The organism is Streptomyces sp. B6B3 (genome assembly GCF_039871525.1).
Taxonomy (GTDB): domain Bacteria; phylum Actinomycetota; class Actinomycetes; order Streptomycetales; family Streptomycetaceae; genus Streptomyces.
Genome location: NZ_JBDPLU010000011.1, coordinates 204300 through 228449, shown reverse-complemented (window position 1 = coordinate 228449; position 24150 = coordinate 204300). Strand labels below are relative to the sequence as shown.

Genomic DNA, 24150 nt, shown 5'->3' with positions numbered 1-24150 from the left:
TGACCGGCGCTTGGGCGCCTCCGGGACCCCGGCCCTGGACCCCGGCCCGGGGCCCCGGCCCGGGGCCCAGGGTCAGGGGCGAATGACCGGGCCGCGGGCCCCGGCCGGCAAGGCCTACGCCTCCTCGGCGAAGTGGTCGAACTCGTTGTTCTGCACGCCGAGCACGAAGGCGTGCCACTTCGCCTGCGTCGTGGTGACGATCTTCTCCGGCTCGTCCGTCTGCCGGATGTGGATCAGGTCGCCCTCGCCCGCGGCCACCTCGAAGCAGTGCTCGTCACTGCCGTCCTCCACCTCGGCCCGGATCCACTCCAGCCGCGCCGCCTGCTCGGGCGTGATCTGCGACATGCCCTGCTGCCCTCCTGCGTCGATGCCCCACGCCACCCCGATTCGGACTCACCGTACCCCCATCGCGCGGGGGTGCCAGCGGATGCGCCGGCGTGAAGGAAGCACGCGCGCTGCGCGCGCCGGGGTGAGCAGGCGTCTCGTCACGGCGACGTTGATGTACCAGCGTTGACAACGTGTCAACAGGGCGTTGCTTCGACACAGGTCGATTCTCTACGATCCGGACACTCTCCTCCGATCGAGTCAGGTGGCCCGCCCAGCATGACCTCACCCTCCCGCGACGAGCAGCTCGAAGACCTGCCCGTCGAACCGCTCCTCACCCGTGAGTACGAGACGAGAAGGGTGGAGATGCACGACCGGCTGCGGCGGCAGTACGGCAGCGTCGCCCCCGTCGGCCTGCTCGGCCAGCCGGTGTGGCTGGTGCTCGACTATCCCCAGGCGCTGTCCGTGATGACGGACGCGGCGCTGTGGAAGAAGAGCATGACCCACTGGCGGGCGTACACCGAGGGCCGGGTGCCGAAGGACTGGCCGCCGTTGCCCGCGCTGGAGTGCGACATGCTCGTCTTCTTCGACGACGAGCGGCACGCGGCGGCGCGCGCCTCGTTGGAGGCGGCCCTCGCCCCGTTCCAGGACCTCAGCCACCCGACGGCCCGCCGGTTGGAGGAGCTGACCCGGGAGTACGCGGACGACCTGATCACCTTCCTCGCCGGCGGCGCCGGCGGCAACCGGGAGGGCATGGCCGACCTCTGCGGTCAGTTCGCCCGCCCGCTGCCGATGATGGTGGTCAACCAGCTGCTCGGCTTCCCGGTCGCCAAGGGCGACGAGGTCATCATGGACGTCTGGCGGGTGCTGGACGCCGGCCCCGAGGCTCCCGCGGCGATCGAGCGGCTGATGACCGACCTGCGCGAACTGGCCGAGGAGAAGCGGGCCCGCCCCGGTGACGACATGCCGTCGTACCTGCTGGCCCACAACCCGGAGATCAGCACCGAGGAGCTGGCCTGGGAGCTCTACCTGGTGATGGGCACCACGGCGGACGAGGTCAGCTCGCTGATCGCCAGCAGCCTGGTCGAGACGCTCCGCCGCCCCCGGGACGTGCCGCCGGGCATGCGCCGGGCCTTCCACCAGGAGATCATCAACAACGTCGTGGTGGCCAACCCGCCGATGCACAACCTCACTTTCCGCTTCCCGGTCGCGGACACCGAACTCGGCGACTTCCGGATATCCGCCGGCGACCCGGTGATGGTCTCGCCGGCCGCGGTGCACAACTGCCCGCACTTCGGGGCCGGCGCCACCCGGCCACCGTTCTTCAGCTCCCGCGACCACATCAGCTTCGGCGTCGGCCCGCACCGTTGTCCGGCGAAGGAACTGGCGATGATGATCGTCGGCACCGGCCTCGAACGGATCACCGCGCGTTTCGAGGAGTTCCGGCTGACCATGCCGGAGGACCAACTGCCCTGGCGGTCCTCGCCCTTCTTCGGCGGGCTGCGGATCCTGCCGGTGCAGTACCGGCTGGCGGTGGAGCAGCCGTCGGCGGTCGCCGACCCGCGGCCGCCGGAACGCGCCGACGGCGGCGCCCCGGCTTCGGTACCGGCGGCGGGCGTCGAGGTTCCGGCGCCGTCGCCCGGCGTGCCCGCCGGCGCCGAGGGCGACGCGGAAACGGGCCGGGAGCCCGCCGGCGCACGTGGCCCCCGAGGCCGGCAGTCCTCGTTGTGGCGATTGATGGCAGCACTTCGTCGCAAAGCCCGCCGAGGATAGCCACAGACGTTCGGAAACGGTCAAGACCCGATGGGGAGCAGTCGGGGCGAAAGCCGTTGTTTGGGAGGGGTAGTGACGGTGGGAAGACTTTCCGTGTCGGATTGTCAGGGGCATGCCCTTCATAATCTTCACGCTTCGGGCCTGCTCCCCGGCCGACCCAGGCCGTGCCTCACGGTCCACCCATCGGTGGATCCACGACTCCTACCAGGAGGAAGTACGTGAGAACGAAGCGCATCAATCGCCGTGGCCTCGTCGCCGCGGTGTCCGGACTGCTGGCCGTGACCGCGTTCCTCACGCCCGGCGCCGCTCAGGCCGTCTCCGCCGAGTCCGACCAGACGTTCAGCGCGACAGAGCTCAGGGCGGCGGGCGACGCCGTACTCGACGCCTCCGAGGGCGGTGTGGCCTGGTCGGTGGACGCGGACCGCAACACTGTCACCGTCCTCGTCGACGACACCGTCTCCGACGCCGAGATCGACGGGATCCGCGACCGCGCCGGTCGGCTCGCGGACGCCCTCGTCTTCGAGCACACCCCCGGCACGTTCCAGAAGTACGTCCAGGGCGGCGACGCCATCTACGCGGACCTCGGCTGGCGCTGCTCGGCCGGCTTCAACGTGCGTTCCGGCAGCACCTTCTACTTCATCACCGCGGGCCACTGCACGGAGGACCCGTACGGGCCCACCCCGCCCTACCCGCTGTGGAGCGACGGCGCCTCGCAGATCGGCTTCACCGCCGCCTCCTCGTTCCCGGTCAACGACTACGGGCTCGTCCAGTACGACCCGAACCCCGGGAGCGTGCCCAGCACCGTCAACCTCTACAACGGCAGCTCGCAGACCATCACCGGCTTCGCCAACGCCACCAACGGCCAGTCGGCCTGCCGGTCCGGCAGCACGACGGGCCTTCGGTGCGGCAGCGTCACCGGCCTCGGCTACACGGTCGACTACGGTGGCGGCGACGTCGTCTACGACATGATCCGCACCAACATCTGCGCCGAGCCGGGCGACAGTGGCGGCCCGCTGTTCAGCGGCGCCACCGGCCTCGGCCTCACCTCGGGCGGCAGCGGCAACTGCACCTCGGGCGGCACCACGTTCTTCCAGCCGATCGTCGAGGCGGCCAACGCCTACGGCGTCACCCTGCCCTAGGCACCGCGCCGTCGTCCGACCCGTACCAGACGCGCCGCCCCCCCCCGGGGGCGGCGGCGCTCCTCTCGCGTCGGCCAGGTCCGCGTCGGTCAGGCCCGTGTCGGTCAGGTCCACGCCGCGCGCATGGCCGCCGTCAGCTCCGCCACCAGCGCCGGATGCTCCGCCGCCACGTCCGTCGTCTCCCCCGGATCCGCGGCCAGGTCGTACAGCTCCACCTGCCAGTCTCCGTCCGGTGCCGACCGGTCCCGACCCGGCGCGTAACGCACCGCCTTCCAGTCCCCGCGGCGCACCGCCTCGGCCAGCCGGTCGAGGCGCCCACCCTCCTCCGCGTTGGCGCGGCGCGTCGACCCCGGGTCGTTGCGGTACCAGTACAGCGCCTCCCGGTGCTCCGGGGCCGGGCCGCCCGAACCGTCCAGCAGCCCCGCCGCGGACAGCCCGTCCACCCCCGACGGCACCGGCAGGCCCGCCAGTTCGGCCAGCGTCGGCAGCACGTCGATCAGCGGCGTCACCCGGTCGCTGACCTCGCCCGCCGCGACCGTGCCCGGCCGCCAGGCGAGCAGCGGCACCCGGACGCCGCCCTCGTACAGGTTCCGCTTGTAGCCGCGCAGCGGCCCGTTCGCGTCGAACACGTCCGGATCCGTCCCGCCCTCCTCGTGCGGACCGTTGTCGCTGGTCACCAGCACCAGCGTGTCCCGTTCGATGCCGCGCCGCCGCAGCTCGTCCAGCACCGAGCCGACCAGCCGGTCCAGCCGGGTCACCTGCGCCGCGTGCCCGCGGTCCGCCGCGCTCCAGGGCCGGTCCGCGTACTCGACCGCCGCCGCGTCCGTGGCCGGGATGTCGCTGGGCGCGTGCGGCGTGTTGGGCGACAGGTACAGCAGGAACGGGCGCTGCGCCCTGGCCCGCTCCCTGATGTATCCGAGGGCCCGCCGCTCGAAAACGTCGATCGCGTACGTGCCCGGGTCAAGATCCTGGCGCTCGCCGTTGTGCCACAGGTAGTCGGGGAAGTAGTCGTGCGCGTGCCGGTGCTCGATATAGCCGAAGAACTCGTCGAAGCCGCGCGCGTTCGGATGACTCGGCTGCTCGGCGTCCTCGGGCCCGAACCCCCACTTCCCGACGCACGCGGTCCCGTAGCCCTGGTCCCGCAGCAACTCGGCGAACGTGGTGTCCGACGCGCCCAGCGAGCCCTGCGGCCCGCCGTTGAAGGGGTTCTCCCGCACCGCGGCATGGCCCGTGTGCAGTCCGGTGAGCAGCGAGCAGCGCGACGGCGCGCACACGGCGGCGGCCGAGTACGCCTGCGTGAACCGGGTGCCCTCGGCGGCCAGCCGGTCCAGCCGCGGCGTACTGATGAGCCGCTGTCCGTACGCGCCGACCTCCCCGTAGCCGAGGTCGTCGGCGGCGATCAGCACGATGTTCGGCGGCCGTTCGGCGCTCGCCGCGCCCACGGCGTGGCGCCCACCGCTCCGTTCGGCGGGCCCGGTGAGCTCGGCGGGACTGGCCGGCAACGCGTCCAACGCGACGGCCGCGACCGAGGAGGCGGCGGCGGCAAGAAACTGGCGACGTGAGGGCACATATCGATCGTCCGGTCGTCAGACATATGGCCCATTGAGCCGATATCAAGTCTTCGTGGCCCCACGCGACGTCCTGTAGCGCCCCGTGGCGCGGGGTTGCTCCGCGTGGCGTGCGGTTACGTGCGCGTACCGCGCGCGCTGACCGGAGCGTGGGCGCACGTTACCCCTCACCGGTGATCCTTCGCGACAACCCTGTCACAGCCGGCACCACTCCCGTTCGCCACGGGGACGGACCCGGCATGCCTCGTACACCCCCTGAACTCGACCGCGTCGCCCGAGCGCAGAGCGGCGTCGTCACCCACCGCCAACTCGTCGAACTGGGCGTGCCCGCTTCGACGGTCCGGGACCGCTGCGCGAAGACGGGCCCCTGGCAGAGCCCGTTCCCTCGCGTCGTCGTCCTCCACGACGGTCCGCTGAGCGTGCCGCAACGCTACTGGTCCGCGCTGTTGTACGCGGCCGGCCGCAGCGTCCCGTTGGCCGGGCCGCCTCCCGAGACCCTGATCACCGGAACCGCCGCCCTGGCCCTGTATCGGTTGCCCGCCGCCCCGGCCCCCGAGGACGTCCGCGTCTTCGACGCGCTGGTGCCCGTCCCGCGCCAGGTGACCCCGCTGCCGTCGGTGCGCGTGCTCCGCAGCCGCCGCATCCCGTCGGCGACACGGATGGCACACCGCCTGCCGGTGGCCCCGCTGCTCCGGGCGGCGGCGGACGCCGCCCGGCAGGAACCCGGGATGACGGGCGCGTTGTACGAGATCGTGCAGGCGCGACGCGTTCCGCTCGACGCCTTGGCACGGGAGCTGGGCGCCGTGCGCCTGGCACACCGCGCCGACGTGCGCGCCGTACTGGACGACCTGCGCGTCGGAGTCCGTTCCCCGGCGGAGGGACGGGCCCGGCGGGTCCTGGAAGCCGAGCCCAACCTGCCGCGCCCGCTGTGGAACCCCCGGCTGCTGCTCGACGGCCAGTGGCTGGCCGACCCGGACGCGTACTGGCCCGGGCACGGCGTGCTGTTCGAGGTGGACTCGGCACGACACCACGCCGGTGTGCGGCAGTGGGAGGCCACGATGGCGCGCCACAACCGTATCCAGGCGACGGGGTTGCGGGTGCTGCACGCCTCGCCACGGCAACTGCGGGAACAGCCCGACACCGTCGTGGCCGCCGTGTGGTAGACCCTGGCCGGCGGACCGTACGGACCGTGGCGTCGGGTGGAGGTGCTTCCCGTCAGGTGACGGCGAGCGTGAGCATCCGGCCGGACGTGTCCAGGGTCAGCAAGCGGTCGCCCGCGGTGACGGTGGGGGCGATGTCCACCACCCCCGCTATGCCGTCGCCCTCAAGCAACTCGGGCTCGGCCACCACGCCGCCCTCGCCGTCCAGCGGGATCCGCCACACGCCCTGGTCGGTGGCGGTGGTCAGCCACAGCGACCGCGAGTCCTCGCCGTACGCCAGACCCGTGGGTGCCTGCGCCTCACCGGGCGGCGCCTGCCACGCCTCCATGGGCGGCGCGACGGTCCCGTCCTGCGCGTCCCGGCTCACCACGTGTACCACGGTCCCGTTCCCCGCCGCGTCCACGACCCACAACCGCCCGACGGGGTCCAGGGCCAGCCCTTCGACGTCGGTGAAGCCGGAGGCGTAGACGGCGGAGGCAGGGTCGGGGTTGTCGGGCGGCGGGCTGCCGCTGGAGTCCATGCGCAGGACCTCGTCGCCGGTGCCCGCGTACAGCATCCCGTCTGGTCCGAAGGCGAGTGGGCCGCCGCCGGCGGACTTGGGGATGTCCGTGACGAAGGTGTCAGGGTAGGCGCCCAACTGCTGTCCCGGTGGGTCGTCGGGCGTGTAGGGATAGCGGCCGATGCGGTTGTCCGAGGAGTCGGCGAAGTAGACGTACAGCCAGTCGTCCTCCCCGTCGAAGTCCGGCTCGATCGCCAGACCCAGGAGCGCCCCGTTGTCCGCTTGGGCAATGCGCGGGATGGTCCCGACCGGGGAGACGTTGCCGGAGTCGTCGATCCGTGACACGACGCCGGTGTCCTGCTCGCCGACCAGCAGGTCTCCGTCCGGAAGCTCAACGAAACAACAGAGGTTGTCCATGTCTGGCGTGTTCTGCGTACTGTCCACGGATCCGGAGGCGTCGGCCGGGGCGGGGTTCTCCTGGACGGGGGGCGAGCTGGGGTCCCCGGTCGGGAGTCCGGAGGGGTCGCCGTTCTCCCCCGATGGCCCGCCGCCGTCGTCCGTGGGCTCGACCGGTCCCATCCGTGCGGCCCGGTTCGCGGCAGGGCCGACCGTGCAGCCGACGGCCAGCACCGCCAGGAGACCGACGATCGCGACGCCGCGTCCCGAATGCCGCCAGCGGCCGCTTCTCCGCATGCCCGCTAGATCGCCATGCCGTAGATGATGGTGAACAGGGTGCCCAGGGAGCCGATGATGAAGATCCCGGTGAGGCCGGCCACGATCAGCCCCTTGCCCTGCTCGGCGCTGAACGAGTCGCGCAGCGCGGTCGAGCCGATCCGCTGCTTCGCGGCTCCCCAGATGGCGATGCCCATGCAGATCAGGATGGCCAGAGCCATGATGACTTGAATCATCGTGCGGGCCTCGGTGCCCACGGCTGCGAACGGCCCCCAGTCAGGGGCGATGCCGCCGATGATCGCGTCGATATCGTCTTCCTCTGCTGCCAGGAACATCCGAACTCACCACCTCACTGGCTCTGCTACGCCTCTTCTCGGATTGTGCCACGCCAGGCTGACAGAGAGAGAACCTGAGCGGGTGTCGATCACACGCTGACGGCAAGTGATCTGGCCATCTTTCCGGGGCGGTTGGGACGTGTGGGTGCCGTGGTGAGGGTGAGGCGCGAGCGCTTCCGCCGCGTGCCGGCGCTCGGAGGGCGCCGGCACGCCGTCTCATTTCGTCATCGGATGGCTGGCGCCGAACCACCGTGTGGCCATCGCCCATTTGGCTGTCATGTTCATGCTTCGGGTGGCCTGGTGCCGTGCGCATCGTCCCGAACGGAGAACCGTCATGCCCCTGCTCGCGAACCCCACCCCGGCGACGACCACCCCCACCGCGGCGTACCTGGTCTCCCTCGCGGACCGTGCGGAAGAGGTACACGCCGCTCAACGGCTCCGCTATCGGGTTTTCGGGGAGGAGCATGGCGCCGCCCTGCAGGTCACACCCGACGGCCGCGACGTGGACGAGTTCGACGCCCTCATGGACCACCTGATCGTGACCGACACGTCGACCGGCGACGTCGTCGGCACCTACCGGCTGCTGCCGCCCGGTCGCAGCGTCCACCGCTACTCGGACACCGAGTTCGACCTGCAGGGCCTGCCGGCGGACGTCCGCTCCGCCATGGTCGAGGCGGGACGGGCCTGCGTGCATCCCGACCACAGGTCAGGCGCGGTGATCAACCTCATGTGGGCGGGCCTCGCCCGGTACGTCCTGCGATCCGGCCATCGCTACCTCGCCGGCTGCGCCTCGGTGTCGCTGACGGCCGGCGATCGGGCGGCCGCGAACGCGTGGCAGCTGGCCAGCACGCGGCACGCCCCACCACCGGAGATGCGGGTGAGGCCGCACGACCCCTGGACGCCGACGGCGCCGGTCGAGGGCGAGCCGAGCTACGCCGAGTTGCCTCCGCTGCTGAGGAGCTATCTGCGCGTGGGGGCGTGGGTGTGCGGCGCGCCGTGCCACGACCGGGACTTCGGCGACGCGGACTTCTTCGTCCTGCTCGACACGGAACGCATGAACGACCGGTACCGAAGGTACTTCCTGAACGGATGCGGATGAGGTCCGAGGTGAACGCGCCCACCAACGTCTGGGCTGCGACCTCACCGTGCACTCCCCGCTGCGTCGCGCGCACCGACACCCGGGTGCCGGTGACGCGCCAGGTGCGGCGATCCGTCGCGGTGACCGGGACCGTGCTCCGCGCCTTCGCGCGGGGCGACCGCCTCGCCGAACCCGGGATGCTGCGCTCGTGTGCGGCGGACCTGCTGGACGCCGCGGGCGTACGGCTGGACGCGCGCGGCGGACCGTTGAGCGTGCCGGCATCCGATCGCGGATCGCTCGTCGTCGCCAACCACATCTCCTGGCTGGACGTCATCGCGCTGCTGGCCATCGAGCCGGTGACCATGCTCGCCAAACGCGAGGTCGCGGGATGGCCGCTGATCGGCCCGCTGGTACGGCGGGCGGGAACGCTGTTCATCGACCGCGACAGCCTGCGCACCCTCCCCGCCGCCATCAAGGAGGTGTCCGCCGCCCTCGGCGCCGGCCGGTCGGTGGTGGTCTTCCCGCAGGGCGTCACCTGGTGCTCGGGCGCGCGGGGTGTGTTCCGCCGTGCCGCGTTCCAGGCGGCGATCGACGCGGGCGCCCCGGTCCGCCCGGTGACCATCCGCTACGACCAGGGCGGCCGCCCCACCACCTTGCCCGCCTTCGTCGGCGACGACGACTTCGTCACCTCCCTGCGCCGGATCGTCGGCGCGGCCGACGTCACCGTCCGCGTGACCGTGCACCCGCCCCTGTTCCCCACACCCGGGCTGGACGACCGCCGAACCCTCGCCGCCCGCGCCCAGGCGCGGATGTCCGGCGCCGAGCGACTCACGGGCCCTGGCGGCCGAATGGAGGCAGTACGGGATGCCGGACGGGGGCAAGGCGCTGTGGGCGGAGCTCGTTCACGTGGTGAATGCGCCGTAGCGCGGCAGATGGTGTGTCAAGAGAAGTGAGCCGGTGCGTGCCAGTGGGCAACTCATTGGCCGGATTGTTCGTCTAACACTCTGGAGACGTCGACGCACGGGGCTTGGCGTGGGACGTGGCGCGGCGGCCGTGTGTGGTTGTCGACGTGGCGTGGGTCCAGGCCTTGACGGAACGGCCAGGGGCCGGCCGCAGTCTGGGAGGACCCGGGCGTCGACGTGTCCGCCAACCTCACCCGCGCGCCGCGGCATCCTGGCCGGTACCAGGTTGGCCGGAACGCGCGGGTGGTGAGGTGTGGCGTTGTCCGTTCTCGGTCGCTACCCCGCCGTCTGCTCCTCCGGATCGGTCATCGTGGACAACACCGTGTCCGCGTGCCGATAGGCCCAGCGGCCCAGCGCGTAGATGGGGGTCAGGAGTTCCCGGCCCGGCTCCGTCAGCTCGTACTCGACGCGCGGCGGCGCCTCCGCGTACCGGTGCCGGGTGACCAGGCCCAGCCGCTCCATCCGGCGCAGCGTCTGGGTCAGCACCTTCTGGCTGATGCCGCCGATCTGCTCGCGCAGGCGCCCCGGCCGCATCGGACCCTCGCGGAGCGCGAACACCACGACCGGCAGCCAGCCGCTGGCGAACAGGTCGACGGCGAGCCGAGCCGGGCAGTCGGCGGTGAAGTCACCGTAGGGCGCGAACTGTGCGGGTGTGCGCGCCTCCTCGTCGCTCATGGGACAGCCTTCCCTTCTCGTTACGCACCCTGGGGTGCGCAACGCCTCGCCTACCGTGCGGCACGAAGGCTAACGAGAGGTGGACGAACGCATGCGTATCGGAGTGATTGGCGCCGGCCACATGGCCAGGGCGCTGGGTGCCGGCTGGGTGCGGGCGGGGCATCAGGTGATGCTCGGAGGGCGCACGCCGGAGCGGGCGGTGAAGGCGGCGGACCACATCGGACCAGGCGCGACGGGCGGCGGGCTGCGGGAGGCGGCGACGTACGGCGAGGTGACGCTGCTCGCGGTGCCGGGGGAGGCGGTGACGGAGGCGTTGTTGGGCGCGGGGGCGGGCGACGGCGCACTCAACGGGCGGCCGTTGATCGACTGCACCAACGCGTTCGCGCCCGGCGCGTTCGCGGAGCCACCGGACTCGTTCACGCTGACGGAGCCGGCGCTCGCGGAACGCGTCGCCGAGGTGGCGGTGGGCGCGCGGGTGGTGAAGGCGTTCAACCTGTGCGCCGCCGAGGTGTACGAGTCCGGCGGCTGGCAGGTCGTCGAGGGGCGCGAACTGGGCGTCCCGATGTGCGGCAACGACACGTGGGCGATGGAACTGGTCAGCGGCCTGGCCGAGGACCTCGGCTTCCAGGCGCTCCCGGCCGGCGGCCTGGTCCGGGCCCGCTACCTGGAGGCGGCGACGGCGCTGGTGGTCGGCATGTGGTTCGCCGGGCTCGACGCCCGCACGATGCTGCCACCACTGACGTTCGCGGCGGCGGTGCCGGACGACGACGAGTGAGGGCATGCGCGGGGGGAGTTTGCCGGTAGTGAATGTCCAGTAACAATCCCTGTGGCGCGTTGGTGGCCCAGTTGGTACACGTTAGGGTCATCGGTGACCAACTCACCGTCATCTGACGGTTCTTGTGTTACCGCACACGCGCACCGCGCTGGGAGGGGAGCCCGGCGAGGAGGGGAGTTGCTCATGCCTGCCGTCACGTCGTTACCGGGTCCGACAGCCCTGCCGATCCCGTCGATCCGTGACGCTCCGCCGCTGCGTGTGGACCTCTTCAACCAAGCCACAGCGGGGAGTTACGCGTGAAGACCCGTCTTATCCATCCGGCGCTTGCCGCTCTGACGGCCGGCCTGCTGCTCACCTCCTGTTCCGGCGGCTCCGACTCGGACGACAACGCCGACGACATCGACGGCGTCCAGACGGGGGAGGAGCAGACGGACACCCCCTCGGAGTCCGCGAGCCCGTCTCCGACGGACGACGGCATCGACCGCCCGGAGATCGAGCTCCCGGACGACATGAACAACGTCTTCGAGGACACGGAGACGGGCGACCCGACCAGGGACGCGATCATCGCCGATGCGATTGGCCGCATCGAGGTGATGGACATGGCCTTCGCCGCTGGTGATCCAGGGCTTGAGGCGATGGAGTTCTACTCGACGAGTGAGGCGCTGGTAAGCGCGCGGCAGTTCGTCCGTGGCTCCTCGGAGGACGGCGTTTCCTGGGCCGGGACAGTCGTGTACTACGACTTTACTGTGGAAAACGAGGGCTACCAGGCCGACAGGCCCGTCGTCGGCTACTGCCAGGACATCACGGAACTCCGGGACAAGAACCTGGAAACGGGGGAGCTCCTCCCCGAGTCTGGCGGGGCCAATTTCCTCTACACACAGGTCGTGATGCGCGAGAACGAGCTGGGCGTGTGGCAGGCGGAGAGGGTCCTGCCCGTGGATGAGGATCTGGACAGGGAGTGTGAGCGATGAGGCGCGTTGGCAGCCGGATCGCAGGCGCGGTCTCGTTATCTGTCTTGTTAGGCCTACAGGTCTCTTTCCCTGGCCAGGCAGCAGCGCAATGGGTTTCGGGACGTGACGAAGGCGATCGGGATGAGCCGCCTCCGCCGTCCGCCGACGGCGGTACGGACGGCGAGGGGATCTTCTCGGAGGTCGAGTACAGCAACAGCGTCGGCAGCACCGAGCCACCGGGTGTCGTCGAGTCCGTGGTGGACTGGGAGCCACCGGCGTGCTGGTACGAGCCTCGTTCCGCGACCGACACGCGGGACTACGTAGAGAACATGCTGAACACCTACGCGCACATGCCTCCCGAGGACGTGGGCGATCTGCGCAGCGAAATGGCGTCGCACTACATCACCGGTGAGCCGTACGACAACTACAACCTCGACATCGAGGATGAGGGGAACTTCTACTTCGGAGTCGTCAATCCCGCCAAGCGCGACGATCCGGGAGCCTACTCCTGTTCCGGTCTCGCCGAGTGGGTGGAGAACGGGGAGGCACCGGAGGAGGGACCCGCCATTTCCCCCGAGGTGTTGGCTCAGGCCGCCTACGAGTGGCTGCCCTTGCCCGAGACCGAGATCAGCCTCAACCCGGACGCGGACGAGCCGCAGACCGTGAATCTTCCGACGTGGATCTGGCAGGACACCGCGGACATCGGGGAGGTGTCCGCCACGGCGCGGATCGACAGTCTCGGGTTGGAGGCCACCACCGTCGCCACGCCCAGCGCGCTGACCATCGAGCCCGGGACCGGGGACGCGATCCTGCACCCGGACGGCGGCGAGTGCACCATCAACGCGGACGGGACCATCGGGGAGCCGTACACCGACGGGCGGGCCGAGGACGAGCCGCCGTGCGGGGTGACGTACCTGCGCTCCACCGGCGCCGGGGAGTCGTACGAGCTGACCGCGACCATCACCTGGTCGGTCAGTTGGACCGGCACCGGCAACCCCGACCCGCAGGAACTCCCGGACGCGGTCCTGGAGACCACCCACGACATCACCGTCGACGAAGTCCAGACCATCGTCCGCTGAGGCGACGCGTCACACGTTCGCGCCGGTTGGGGAGACCGGCGGGGAGGGAAGAGAGCTGCCGTGAGTGGGGACATTCGTAATGCCAACCCGGACCAGTTGGAGGAACTGGCGAACAAGCTGTGGCCCATCGACGACGGCGGCGCCTACGGTCGCCTCGTCAACTTCTTCGAACGGGCGCGTGCGCTGGACGCCGGCGCCGCGATGGCGTCCTTAGAGCCGCTGCTCACGTGGCTGATGGACGCCGCCGGTCAGATGCGGGACGGCGCGGCCATCCTCCGCGGGGACAACCCGAACGCGGACCTGACGGCCGCCGACCTCGCCGCTGGGTACGCGACCGACACCGACGAGTGGGAGTGGGAGGTCTTTGGCCAGCAGAATGCGGACAGCATCGTCGAACTCGCTCGGCAGGACGACCTCTCAGAGGAAGAGATGGACGAGATGCGAGGTCTGCTGGCGGACTTCGCGGAGCATCCCGACTTCGCGGCCTACCTGGTCGACGAGTTGGGTGTGACTGAGTTCCTCGGACTGTGGGAGACCGTCGACGCCGCCGCGTCGGAGGAAGGCGCGTCGTCCGATGCGCTGGCCCTCCGGGACCTGCTGAACACGACGCTGGACAGTGCCTTCTCGCCTCCGGGAGACGTTGCCCCGTACTCCGACGAGTACCAGAACTGGATCGAGAACACGGTTCAGGGACAGCGATACCAGGATCGTCTGGACGCCCTGGCGGAGCCCGGCCTCGACCTGGCCACGGACCTCTTCGGCAAGGGTCAGGAGATGACCGATTCGGAGGTCGATGTCCTGGCCACAATCCTTGAGGCCGGCGCGGGGAATCCAGAATTTTCCGTTGAGTTCACGACCGAGATCGGTGCGGAGAACCTGATGAACCTCTGGAGCGGGTTGATCGACCCGCAGTACGGAGACGAGGCGAGTGGAGACCGAGCGGAGCTTCTGACTGATCTCCAGGGAAGTCTGGGGCTGATGCTGGGTACCGCCACATCAACGGACGACGCGCGCATGGAACAGTGGCAGGAGGACGTGATCGGGCTGGGCGACCAGCAGTTCGGTGAGTACGCCACCTTCAGTCCTTACGGCTTCCAGCTGATGAGCAGCCTGATGGGCTCCGGCCAGTACGGCACCGACTTCCTCACCGGGGAAGGGAGCTACGGCGAGGCGCTGCTCGCGTTCGAGCGGAGCAGCGATACGCCGGGCGGGCAGTGGGCCGAGACGTACAGCGACAACCGAGCGACGGTGATCGGAGACGCGTTTCGGGTGGATCCGATCACCGGGTACATGGACGCCCTGGCGAACAACCCCGAGGCGGCGACCGCCGTCTTCGCGGAGAAGGACACCATGGACTACCTGCTCCGGGAGCGCTACGAGCTCGCTCCCGGTCTCGGGTCACCGGACACGGCGGGTCTCGCGGAGGACGGCGGCGTGATGGCCCTCCAGTCGACGGCCGATGCGCTGCTCGCCGCTACGACGGGGAACCGTGCCGACGAGTGGGCGCCGGCCCAGGGCGAGCACTCGGACCAGCAGATGCGGATCTTCGAGAACGCCCTTGAGATCGGTTTCGAGATGGAGGACGACTTCCCGCCGGACCTGCGCGATGGCTACGCGAGGATGCTCGGCAGCTACTCGGACGAGGTTTACGCAACGGCGAGCCACAGTTTCGGGGACGACGTGCCCTTGGATCCACGCCACCTTGCCGAGATGTCAGTTCAGGTGTCTCGGTCGCCCGAGTCTTATGAAATTCTGCACCAGTCGATGAACGTCGAATTTGTGCAGAGGATCGCTGCAGATTCCTCGGCTGATCCAGAGCTCGTGCTGGAGGAGGTTGGTCGAGCAGAGGGTTTCCTCTCCTATGGGAGGTACGAAGCTCTGGAGATCGACAAGGAAGAGGCGTCCGCACCGTTAGGGCCCGGATACGAGTTTGGAGGGTATCTTCTTGGTGAAATTCCCTTCGTGGGGACGAGTATCCAGAATGCAATTGACAAGGGCAGTGAGGCTTGGGTTGCCCAGGAGAGCGAGCGGATCGAGGGCGACGCGCAGAACGTCAGGGCCGGATACTACGAAGAGAACAATGGGTATCTGATGGAGTTGGCGAATCAGTGGACGGAGTTGAATCCGGAGCCAGCCCCGCCTTACGCGCAGTATTCGGAAGAGCAGTGGGGCGACCAATCTGAGGAAATGATTCATCAAGGAGCCCAGAGTGGATTCGAGGATGCTGCTGGCGTTCTGGGGGTTCAGTTGCCGTGAGGAGGTGGTTGACGAATGAGGCTTTGGCGAATACTGGCAGTCGGATCCTTTGCCACCGTCACGATTGCGCTGGTGATTGGCTTTTTTGGGCAGCGCGACGCAGAAACCAGCTACGCCGCACCGCGGAAATTGTGCTCGGTACCGATCTCACCGGGGAAGCTTGATCCCTTGTTGCCTTCGGGAGGGGAACTGCTCGTTGAGGAGGAAGAGTCCCACTCGCAGACGCCGACCCCTGTCTACTGTCACGTGGTCGTGGACGAGGCATTGGTGCTCGCGATCGAGGTGAAGGAGTTCAGCGAACCTTTCGACATCATGCAGCGGTACGAGGACCATCCCAGCGTGTACGGCATCGAGCGGGCCGAGGAGGCGACCATCGCTGGCGAGCCGGCGCTGGTCGGGCCCGACGGGGCCCTGGTGCAGGTCGGGTGTCCGGCGCGCGGGGAGGAGGCCGTGTTGGACGTCAACGTTCGGTACCAGGGCACCTGGGAGGACCCGGTCGTGGGACAGCGCGACGTGGTGGCGTTCACCGAGGATCTCGTGGGGTCGTTGTTGGACCACTTCTCGTGTGCGGACGCGGCGTAGTGGTCGCCAGGAGTCTCACAGATGGGAGTTGACGGGCGGGCGGATTCGGGCGGGTGCTGGTGGGGTGTCAGTCGGATCGGGCACAGTAGGGGGAGGGTGACGGAGCGTTCGGTGATGGGGTGAGGGTCCGTGCGGCGGGTCGCGTTGTGGGTGGGTGTGGGGTTCGGGGGCCTCATGGCCTTCATGACGCTGCTCGTCGTCGGCGTGTACAGCGCGGCCGGCGGGCTGCTCGGTGGGCTGGGGGCGAACTCGGGGGAGGGGAACACCCTGGCGGAGAACAGCGTGCCGGCGGAGTACGCCCGGCTGGTGCAGCAGTGGGGCAATCTCTGCGAGACGCTCAGCCCCGCCCTGCTGGCCGCCCAGCTGAACCAGGAGAGCGGGTTCAACCCCGACGCGCAGAGCTACGCGGACGCGCAGGGCATAGCCCAGTTCATCCCGGGCACCTGGGCCGCGCACGGCTTCGACGCGAACGGCGACGGCACGGCGAACGTGTGGGATCCGGAGGACGCGATCCCCTCGGCCGCCCAGTACGACTGCACCATCGCCGGTTACGTCGACGACGTGCCGGGCGATCCGGTGAACAACATGCTGGCCGCGTACAACGCGGGCTCGTACGCCGTGATCCAGTACGGCGGGGTGCCGCCGTACGAGGAGACGCAGAACTACGTGGAGACGATCCGCGCGGCCGAGGCGAGCTTCGCGGCGCCGGTGCAGGTCGAGGACGAGCTGGAGGAGCGGCTGCCGCCGTCGGCGGTCGCCGCCGGGGCGGTGAACTGGGCGCAGGAGCAGCTGGGCACGCCGTACAAGTGGGGTGGCGAGGGCGGTCCGGAGGACAACGGGCAGTTCGACTGCTCCGGTCTGATGCAGGCGGCCTACAGACAGGTCGGGGTGGAGCTGCCGCGGGTGGCCAACGACCAGTGGAACTCGGGGCCGCATCCGGACCGCGACGAGCTGCTGCCGGGCGATCTGATCTTCTTTTCCAACGATCTGACCGACTCGCGCGCCATCCATCACGTCGGGATCTACGTCGGCGGCGGATACATGATAGACGCGCCGTACACGGGCGCGGTGGTCCGCTTCGACCCGATTGACTCAGCCGACTACTTTGGTGCCACTCGTCCCACGGCGCAGTAATCCAGCCGATGCCGGATGATCACGACGGTTCCGGCCGGGTCCGGCCTGCTATGCGTTGCTGTTCGATAACGCTGCGGTGATCTTTCGATGGACCTGGGCACCTCGGGGGAGGTTCCTGGAGTTAGCTGTTCCGGTGCATCCGGTACAGGGGCTCCTCTTCCCTGCCTGCCCCCCGCGGCAGGGTCCCCCCACGAATGAAGGGGCCGCGACGGCACATGTCTGCGATCGACAATCCTGATCTCGAGGTGGACATCCTCCGGGATGTCGGTGCCCTGGCCGCGCGGCTGCCCGAATGGGCCGAACGGGCCGTGGTCGGCACCGCGTACTTCGCAGTCCCGGCCGCCCTGACGGCGGTCGTGCTCCTCGCCTGGCTGGCCGTGCGCCGGCACCCCGACGCGCCGCAGGCGGTCGCCGCCGTGGCCTGGTCGGCGCTGGCCGCCGTGGTCGCGTTCCTGGTGAACATCCCGATCCGGGGCTTCGTGGCGAGACCCAGACCCTTCGAGGACCATCCCGACGCGGTCACCGTGCTGACGGGCGGCCACGGCACGCCGACGGGCTACTCGTTCGTCAGCGACCACGCGAGCGTCGCCATGGCGGTCGCGGTGGGGCTGTTCCTCGTGCACCGAGGGCTGGGCGCCGCGGCCTGCGGGCTGGCGCTGGTGCAGGGGTTCACCCAGGTGCTGATGGGCGTGCACTATCCGACGGACGTGATCGGCGGCTTCGCGCTGGGCACGGCGGTGGCGCTGTTGCTGGCCCCGCTGGCCATGGCGGTGCTGACGCCGCTGGCGCGGCGCTGCGGGCGGAGCCGCCGGCTGCGCCGCCTGGTGGTCGCCCGGCCGGGTGCGGACGAGGGCGCCGACGGCGGTTCGCCCGAGCCGGCCGGGCGGTCCGGGGAGCGTGACGGGGCCGAGCACCCGGTGGCGAAGCAGCGCGGGCTCGCGGCGTGACGTGAGTCGGCGGGACGCGGGTCTCAGCCGCCGGCGTCGGGGGTGGCGAGGTGGGCCTCGGCCTCCTTGCGGGCCAGCGGGCGGGACCGCCGCGCCGGGCCATACCACCCGCAACTGCACCGCGGGGCCAGGAAGGGACCGCGCTCGGTCAGCGTGACGCGGTGCCCCCCGTCGAGCGCCCGGGACATCAAGGGTTGGTCTTCCGCCTGCTCACACACCGGACCACCGTATCGGGCCATGCCGGGCGGCGAGCCGTGACGGGCACCCCAAGGTCTCGTTAGGCGGTACGAGTCCGGGACCGATGCGACGGAAGCTGGGGGTGTCGGCGGGCATGATGGTGTGGCGGCGACACGAGCGCGCGAAGCGCGGGACGACGTGCCCGCACGGCTGCGCTGCCCACCACGCGTCCGACCACGAGGCGCACTGCGAGGCCCACCACGAGGCCGGGCAGGAGCCCCGGCAGGAGACCCGGCAGGAGACCCGGCACGAGGTCCGGTACGAGGTTCGGGTCGTCGGATGCGTCGGCCTGCTGACCGCGCTGCTCGCGGTCTGCGGCTGCTCGGGCACCGGGTCGGCCGCCGAGGACGACGCGCGGGCGGCGAGCAGCGGCCTGGCCGACGCGCTGGAGGTCATCAGGCAGGCCGCTGACGTGCTGCTGGAGTCCGGCAGTTCCCAGGCGCGCACGGCGATGGAGATGGTCTCGGGCGGCACCCGGCTCACGATCAGCGGCGAGGGCAGCTTCGACTACGACACCGGGGTCGGGGAGCTGCTGCTCACCCTGCCGGCGGCGCAGCCCGCCGGCGCCGAGCCGGTGCCCTCCGAGCCGGTCACGGAGGTCTTCGCGCCCGGCGAGCTGTACATGAAGAACCGGGGCGCGGGCGTGCCGGCCGACAAGTGGGTCCGGGTCGACGTGACCACGATCGCCGACGGGAACCTGGTCACCGGCGGCGCCACCGACCCGATCACCGCGTTCGAGCTGCTGCGCGGCGCGAGCAGCGTCTCGGACCTCGGTGAGACGGAGCTGAACGGCGAGACGGTCCGGCACTACCGCGGGGTCACCGACATCGCCGCCGCCCAGGAGGTGGCCAGCGGCGTCGCGAAGGAGCAGTTCGAGGCGGCGGTGGCGGGGGAGGGCTTCGCCCGCACGCTGGTGCCGTTCGACGTGTACATCGGCGAGGACGGGCTGCCGCGCAAGATCCGGCACGAGTTCAGTTTCGCCGGCGTCGGGGGGACGGCGCCGCAGCCGGTGGAGGTGGCCTCGACCGTGCTGCTCTTCGACTTCGGCACGCCGGTGGACGTCACGATGCCGGGCGACGGCGCGGTCTACTCCGGCACGGTGTCCTAGCGGACGGCCAGCACCGGCGCGACGGCCCCGGCCGTGTCCTGGCGGACGGCGGTGTCCTGGCGGACGTCCAGCAGCGGTCGGGCGGCCGCCGGCCTGGCTTACACGCGCGCGGCTGATCGGCGTGTCGGGCGTGCGGGCCCGGGACGGAGCGTGTGCGGGCCATCGGTCGGTGTGTGGGCGCCCGGTTCGGAGCACGTGCGGGCGACCGGATCCGGCGGGCGGGCCTGGGAAGGGCTACGTGCGGAGCATGCGGGCGATGGCGGCGGTGGCCTCCTCGACCTTCGCGTCGATCTCGGCGCCGCCGTCCTGCGCGGCGTGCGCGACGCAGTGCCGCAGGTGCTCCTCCAGCAGGCGCAGCGCGAACGACTGGAGCGCCTTCGTGGAGGCGGAGACCTGGGTGAGTATGTCGATGCAGTACTCGTCCTCCTCGACCATCCGCTGAAGGCCTCTGATCTGCCCCTCGATGCGGCGCAGCCGCTTGATGTGGGCGTCCTTGTCCTTGCTGTAGCCGTGCGGGCCCGCGTGCGGGTCGCCGTGTTCGACGACCGCCGCCGCGCCGCCCGCCGCCGACTCAATTGTGGTCATAGTTGTCCCTCCCGGACTTAATACCCCTGCTGGGTATAGCGTAACGAACCATCGCCTCTACGCGCAGTATCGTGCCTGTGCCAGAAGGTCACCGAGTGCTCCTGTTCATCTTCTGTTCATTTATGAAAGTCACCCTGACGTCACCTGAGCCGCCGCGTGACCGCGGGTGCGGTGCCCCACGGGAAGGAACCGAACGACAGTGAAGCCACGGCGCCTGACGGCCGTCACCCTCGCCGCGCTCACCGCCACCCTCCCGCTCGCCGCCTGCGGAACCGACGACAACTCCGGACTTCCCGGCGCCGTGGACTTCTCCGCCGAGACGCTGCGCTGCGCCAAGGAGTCCGGCACCCTGCTGGCCTCCGGGTCCAGCGCCCAGGCGAACGCGATGGAGGTCTGGGTGAACACCTATCAGGCCAACTGTGAAGGCAGCCAGATCAACTACAAGCCGACCGGTTCCGGCGCGGGCATCCAGGAGTTCCTCCAGGGCACCACGGCGTTCGGCGGCACCGACTCGCTGCTGACCGAGGGCGAGGTGAACGAGTCCCGTTCGGTGTGCTCGCACGACGGCCAGTCGGGCCGAGCCGTTCACCTGCCGATGGTCGCGGGACCGATCGCGGTGGCCTACCACCTGCCAGGCGTGGACGAGCTGGTGCTGGACGCCGAGACGCTGGGTCGGATCTTCGACTCGCAGATCACCCGCTGGAACGATCCGGCAATCGCCGAGCTGAACCCGGGCGTCGACCTGCCGCGGCTGCCGATCACGCCGTTCCACCGCTCCGACGGCTCGGGCACCACCGACAACTTCACCTCCTACCTGCACGCCGCCGCCCCCGACGCCTGGCCGTACGAGCCGGACAAGAACTGGCGCGGCCAGGGCGGCCAGGCGGCCGACGGCTCGTCCGGGCTGGTCGGCATGGTGCAGCAGAACGAGGGCGCGATCGCCTACTTCGAGCTGTCCTACGCGCACCAGAACGACATCCCCACGGTCCTCCTCGACACCGGCGCGGAGCGCCCGGTCGCCGCCTCCGTGGAGAACTCCTCGACCGCGGTCGCCGAGGCCCGGGTGGTCGGCCGCGACGGCGACCTCGCGCTGGAGCTCGACTACACGACGAGCGAGGAGGGCGCCTACCCGCTCGTGCTGATCACCTACGAGGTGGTCTGCGACCGCGGCAACAATCCGGACACGCTGCCCCTGACCAGAGCCTTCCTCCGCTGGACGGCGAGCCAGGAGGGACAGCGCGCCCTGGCCGACATCGACTACGCCCCGATCGCCGACGACATCATCCGGCGGGTGCGCGAGCGCGTCGCCGACCTGTCGTGACAACGCCCGAGGAAGCTCGAGAGAGACGGCCTGAGAGAGACGGAATGACGACGCTCACCACGAAAGAACGCGCCGGCACCGGGCATCTCGGCGACCGGATCTTCAGCGGGCTGTCCAAGGGCTCGGGCATCGCGCTGCTGGTGATCATGGCCGCCATCGCGGTCTTCCTCGCCATCCGCGCGGTCGTCGCCATCAGCGACAACCAGGGGAACTTCCTCACGACGTTCGAGTGGAACGCCAACGCCGACCCCCCGTACTTCGGCATCGCGGTGCTGCTCTTCGGCACCGTGGTCAGCTCCGTCATCGCCATGGTGCTGGCCGTTCCGGTGGCGGTCGGGATCGCGCTGTTCATCTCGCACTACGCGCCGCGCCGCCTGGCCACCCCGATCGGCTATCTGGTCGACCTGCTGGCCGCCGTGCCCAGCATCGTCTACGGCCTGTGGGGCGCGCTCTACCTGGTGCCCCGGATGACCGGGCTCTACGAGTGGCTGGACGACTACTTCGGCTGGACCGGCGTGTTCGCCTACAACGGCACCCCGGCCCGGTCCCTGATGACCGTCGGCATCCTGCTGGCGATCATGATCCTGCCGATCATCACCAGCGTCGCCCGCGAGGTCTTCCGGCAGGCCCCGGCCACCCACCAGGAGGCCGCGATGGCGCTGGGCGCCACCCGCTGGGAGGTCATCCGGATGACGGTGCTGCCCTTCGGCAGGTCCGGCGTCATCAGCGCCTCGATGCTCGGCCTCGGCCGGGCGTTGGGCGAGACGATGGCGGTGGCCACGGTGCTCTCGCCGAGCTTCCTGATCAACGCCAGCCTGCTGGAGTCGGGCGGCGGCACGTTCGCCCAGAACATCGCCAGCCAGTTCAAGGAGGCCGGCTCGATGGGGCGGGACGCGCTGATCGCCTCGGGCCTGGTGCTCTTCGTCCTCACCCTGCTGGTCAACGGCGCCGCCCGGCTGATCATCGCCCGGCGCCGCGAGTACTCGGGAGCCAACGCATGAGCAGCCGCACCGACCTCGGCACCCCCGGCGGCACCCCGGGGGGCACCTCCGGCGGCTCGGCCGGTGCCGCCCCGTCGCCCCGCGGCGCGGCCCCGCGGGTGAACCTCCGGCCGCCACGGCTGCCGCGCTGGGCGCTGCTCGCGCTGCTGGTCGGCTCGGTGGCCGTGGGCGTGGGCATCGGCCTGCTCGGCGGCCTGGACAGCCGGGCCCAGTGGGGGCTGATCGCGGCCCTGGTGTTCGTGATCGCCGCCTTCGGGCTGTCCGCCCGCATCGAGGGCCGCCGCCTGGCCGTGGACCGGCTGGCGTCCACCCTGGTGTGGGCCAGCTTCGCGGTGGCGGTGGTGCCGCTGGTCTCGCTGATCTGGGAGACGGTGGCGCGCGGCCTCCCCGGCGTCAGCTGGTACTTCCTGACCCACTCGATGAACGGCGTGCTCAGCTGGCAGTCCGGCGGCGGCATCTACCACGCCCTCCTGGGCACCGTCGAACAGGTGCTGCTGGCCAGCGTGATCGCCATCCCGATCGGGCTGCTGACCGCGGTCTACCTGGTGGAGTACGGGCGCGGCCGGCTGGCGAAGGCCGTCACCTTCTTCGTGGACGTGATGACCGGCATCCCGTCGATCGTGGCGGGGCTGTTCATCCTCAGCCTGTGGATCATGATGCTCGACCTGGGGTACTCGGGCTTCGCCGGCGCGATGGCGCTGGCCATCCTGATGATGCCGATCGTGGTGCGGTCCACCGAGGAGATGCTGAAGCTGGTCCCCAACGAGCTGCGGGAGGCGTCGCTCGCCCTCGGCGTGCCGAAGTGGCGGACCATCCTGAAGGTGGTGCTGCCGACCGCGATCGGCGGCATCACCACGGGCGTGATGCTGGCACTGGCCCGCATCGCCGGCGAGACGGCGCCGATCATCCTGCTGGTCTTCGGCAACAACATGATCAACGGGAACCCCTTCGAGGGCGCGCAGTCGTCGCTCCCGCTGTACGTCTACGAGCAGTGGGGATACGGGACCGAGCAGGCGTACGAGCGCGCGTGGGCCGCCGCCCTGGTGCTGATCGCGTTCGTCATGATCCTCAACCTGCTCGCCCGCGGCCTCGCCCGCTGGAAGGCCCCGAAATGACCGCCGCCACCGCCGCCGCTGACCTCGGCTGACTGAAGAAGGAAACGGGAACCCCCTCATGGCCAAGCGCATCGACATCGCCGGGCTGACCGCGTTCTACGGCAGCCACCGGGCGATCGACGACATCACGATGCACGTGGAGCCCCGGTCGGTGACGGCCTTCATCGGCCCGTCCGGCTGCGGCAAGTCCACCTTCCTGCGCACCCTGAACCGGATGCACGAGGTCACCCCCGGCGGCCGGGTCGAGGGCAAGGTCCGGCTGGACGACGAGGACCTCTACGGGCCCGGCATCGACCCGGTGTCCGTGCGCCGCACCGTCGGCATGGTCTTCCAGCGGCCCAACCCGTTCCCCACCATGTCGATCTACGACAACGTGGTGGCCGGCGTGCGGCTCAACGGGATCAGGTACCGGAAGCCGGAGCTGGACGACATCGTCGAGAAGAACCTGCGCGCCGCGAACCTGTGGAACGAGGTCAAGGACCGGCTCAGCCGGCCGGGATCCGGCCTGTCCGGCGGCCAGCAGCAGCGGCTGTGCATCGCCCGGGCCACCGCCGTGGCGCCCGACGTGCTGCTGATGGACGAACCCTGCTCGGCGCTCGACCCGATCTCCACCCTGGCCGTGGAGGACCTGATCGCGCAGCTGAAGTCGCAGTACACGATCGTGATCGTCACCCACAACATGCAGCAGGCGGCGCGGGTCTCGGACCGCACCGCGTTCTTCAACCTGGCGGCGATCGGGGAGCCGGGGAAGCTGATCGAGGTGGACGACACCCAGAAGATCTTCTCCAACCCCTCGGTCAAGGCCACCGAGGACTACATCTCCGGCCGCTTCGGTTAGCGGAACGAGCGGTTAGCGGGCCGAGCGGCCCGCCTGG

At 70.3% G+C, this 24150-nt stretch carries 24 protein-coding genes; 17 read left to right on the top strand and 7 right to left on the bottom strand.

Annotation, left to right across the window (positions count from 1 at the left end):
- Nucleotides 1–114: 114 nt before the first annotated feature.
- Nucleotides 115–345, bottom strand: coding sequence for a DUF397 domain-containing protein (locus ABGB06_RS23260; protein ID WP_347592464.1), 231 nt, complete (start codon nucleotides 343–345; stop codon nucleotides 115–117).
- A gap of 258 nt (nucleotides 346–603) precedes the next feature.
- Here ABGB06_RS23260 and ABGB06_RS23255 point away from each other — a divergent pair, with 258 nt between their 5' ends.
- Complete coding sequence (locus ABGB06_RS23255; protein WP_347592463.1) at nucleotides 604–2097, top strand: cytochrome; 1494 nt, start codon at nucleotides 604–606, stop codon at nucleotides 2095–2097.
- Nucleotides 2098–2375: 278 nt separating this feature from the next.
- Complete coding sequence (locus ABGB06_RS23250) at nucleotides 2376–3236, top strand: S1 family peptidase (protein WP_347592537.1); 861 nt, start codon at nucleotides 2376–2378, stop codon at nucleotides 3234–3236.
- 104 nt (nucleotides 3237–3340) lie between these two features.
- Here the strand turns inward: ABGB06_RS23250 and ABGB06_RS23245 are convergent, their stop codons facing one another.
- Nucleotides 3341–4804, bottom strand: a complete 1464-nt coding sequence (locus ABGB06_RS23245; RefSeq protein WP_347592461.1) for an arylsulfatase — start codon at nucleotides 4802–4804, stop codon at nucleotides 3341–3343.
- 239 nt (nucleotides 4805–5043) lie between these two features.
- On the opposite strand from ABGB06_RS23245, the gene ABGB06_RS23240 reads away from it, so the two are divergent.
- A complete protein-coding gene (locus tag ABGB06_RS23240; protein ID WP_347592459.1) occupies nucleotides 5044–5967 on the top strand; it encodes a hypothetical protein in 924 nt (307 codons plus the stop codon).
- 52 nt (nucleotides 5968–6019) lie between these two features.
- Here the strand turns inward: ABGB06_RS23240 and ABGB06_RS23235 are convergent, their stop codons facing one another.
- Entirely contained in the window at nucleotides 6020–7156 is a 1137-nt protein-coding gene (locus ABGB06_RS23235; protein ID WP_347592457.1) for a PQQ-dependent sugar dehydrogenase, read from the bottom strand.
- Nucleotides 7157–7161: 5 nt separating this feature from the next.
- On the bottom strand, nucleotides 7162–7470 hold the full coding sequence (locus tag ABGB06_RS23230) for a hypothetical protein (protein ID WP_347592455.1): 309 nt from the start codon (nucleotides 7468–7470) through the stop codon (nucleotides 7162–7164).
- 334 nt (nucleotides 7471–7804) lie between these two features.
- Between ABGB06_RS23230 and ABGB06_RS23225 the strand changes: the two genes are divergently transcribed.
- On the top strand, nucleotides 7805–8569 hold the full coding sequence (locus ABGB06_RS23225; RefSeq protein ID WP_347592453.1) for a GNAT family N-acyltransferase: 765 nt from the start codon (nucleotides 7805–7807) through the stop codon (nucleotides 8567–8569).
- Nucleotides 8566–9501, top strand: coding sequence for a lysophospholipid acyltransferase family protein (locus ABGB06_RS23220; protein WP_347592451.1), 936 nt, complete (start codon nucleotides 8566–8568; stop codon nucleotides 9499–9501). The genes ABGB06_RS23225 and ABGB06_RS23220 overlap by 4 nt, the downstream gene beginning before the upstream one ends.
- 285 nt (nucleotides 9502–9786) lie before the next feature.
- On the opposite strand, the gene ABGB06_RS23215 is transcribed toward ABGB06_RS23220, so the two are convergent.
- The gene (locus ABGB06_RS23215; protein WP_347592449.1) at nucleotides 9787–10185 is read right to left on the bottom strand and encodes a helix-turn-helix domain-containing protein; all 399 of its coding nucleotides are present in this window, start codon (nucleotides 10183–10185) and stop codon (nucleotides 9787–9789) included.
- A 91-nt stretch (nucleotides 10186–10276) separates the two neighbouring features.
- On the opposite strand from ABGB06_RS23215, the gene ABGB06_RS23210 reads away from it, so the two are divergent.
- The 7 genes from ABGB06_RS23210 to ABGB06_RS23180 all read left to right on the top strand — a co-directional run bounded on the left by ABGB06_RS23210 (nucleotide 10277) and on the right by ABGB06_RS23180 (nucleotide 17908).
- Entirely contained in the window at nucleotides 10277–10960 is a 684-nt protein-coding gene (locus tag ABGB06_RS23210; RefSeq protein ID WP_347592447.1) for an NAD(P)-binding domain-containing protein, read from the top strand.
- 296 nt (nucleotides 10961–11256) lie between these two features.
- Nucleotides 11257–11931, top strand: coding sequence for a hypothetical protein (locus ABGB06_RS23205; protein ID WP_347592445.1), 675 nt, complete (start codon nucleotides 11257–11259; stop codon nucleotides 11929–11931).
- A gap of 233 nt (nucleotides 11932–12164) precedes the next feature.
- A complete protein-coding gene (locus ABGB06_RS23200) occupies nucleotides 12165–12989 on the top strand; it encodes a hypothetical protein (RefSeq protein WP_347592443.1) in 825 nt (274 codons plus the stop codon).
- Between the two features lie 60 nt (nucleotides 12990–13049).
- Nucleotides 13050–15245, top strand: a complete 2196-nt coding sequence (locus tag ABGB06_RS23195; RefSeq protein WP_347592441.1) for a hypothetical protein — start codon at nucleotides 13050–13052, stop codon at nucleotides 15243–15245.
- Nucleotides 15246–15497: 252 nt separating this feature from the next.
- Nucleotides 15498–15827 (top strand): hypothetical protein, encoded by a 330-nt coding sequence (locus ABGB06_RS23190; protein ID WP_347592439.1) that lies wholly within the window; start codon nucleotides 15498–15500, stop codon nucleotides 15825–15827.
- Between the two features lie 174 nt (nucleotides 15828–16001).
- On the top strand, nucleotides 16002–16961 hold the full coding sequence (locus tag ABGB06_RS23185) for a bifunctional lytic transglycosylase/C40 family peptidase (protein WP_347592437.1): 960 nt from the start codon (nucleotides 16002–16004) through the stop codon (nucleotides 16959–16961).
- A 215-nt stretch (nucleotides 16962–17176) separates the two neighbouring features.
- Entirely contained in the window at nucleotides 17177–17908 is a 732-nt protein-coding gene (locus ABGB06_RS23180) for a phosphatase PAP2 family protein (RefSeq protein ID WP_347592435.1), read from the top strand.
- A 23-nt stretch (nucleotides 17909–17931) separates the two neighbouring features.
- On the opposite strand, the gene ABGB06_RS23175 is transcribed toward ABGB06_RS23180, so the two are convergent.
- Entirely contained in the window at nucleotides 17932–18096 is a 165-nt protein-coding gene (locus ABGB06_RS23175; RefSeq protein ID WP_347592433.1) for a hypothetical protein, read from the bottom strand.
- A 113-nt stretch (nucleotides 18097–18209) separates the two neighbouring features.
- Here ABGB06_RS23175 and ABGB06_RS23170 point away from each other — a divergent pair, with 113 nt between their 5' ends.
- Entirely contained in the window at nucleotides 18210–19253 is a 1044-nt protein-coding gene (locus ABGB06_RS23170) for a hypothetical protein (RefSeq protein ID WP_347592431.1), read from the top strand.
- A 234-nt stretch (nucleotides 19254–19487) separates the two neighbouring features.
- Here the strand turns inward: ABGB06_RS23170 and ABGB06_RS23165 are convergent, their stop codons facing one another.
- The gene (locus ABGB06_RS23165) at nucleotides 19488–19838 is read right to left on the bottom strand and encodes a metal-sensitive transcriptional regulator (RefSeq protein WP_347592429.1); all 351 of its coding nucleotides are present in this window, start codon (nucleotides 19836–19838) and stop codon (nucleotides 19488–19490) included.
- Nucleotides 19839–20037: 199 nt separating this feature from the next.
- Here ABGB06_RS23165 and pstS point away from each other — a divergent pair, with 199 nt between their 5' ends.
- Genes pstS through pstB form a run of 4 tightly spaced genes read left to right on the top strand, consistent with a single transcriptional unit; the run spans nucleotide 20038 to nucleotide 24113 of the window.
- Nucleotides 20038–21159, top strand: a complete 1122-nt coding sequence (gene pstS, locus ABGB06_RS23160; protein WP_347592427.1) for a phosphate ABC transporter substrate-binding protein PstS — start codon at nucleotides 20038–20040, stop codon at nucleotides 21157–21159.
- 44 nt (nucleotides 21160–21203) lie between these two features.
- Nucleotides 21204–22160, top strand: coding sequence for a phosphate ABC transporter permease subunit PstC (gene pstC / locus ABGB06_RS23155; RefSeq protein ID WP_347592425.1), 957 nt, complete (start codon nucleotides 21204–21206; stop codon nucleotides 22158–22160).
- Nucleotides 22157–23275, top strand: a complete 1119-nt coding sequence (gene pstA / locus ABGB06_RS23150) for a phosphate ABC transporter permease PstA (protein WP_347592423.1) — start codon at nucleotides 22157–22159, stop codon at nucleotides 23273–23275. Before pstC ends, pstA begins: the two co-directional genes overlap by 4 nt.
- Nucleotides 23276–23333: 58 nt before the next feature.
- Complete coding sequence (gene pstB, locus ABGB06_RS23145; RefSeq protein WP_347592421.1) at nucleotides 23334–24113, top strand: phosphate ABC transporter ATP-binding protein PstB; 780 nt, start codon at nucleotides 23334–23336, stop codon at nucleotides 24111–24113.
- Nucleotides 24114–24150 lie beyond the last annotated feature (37 nt).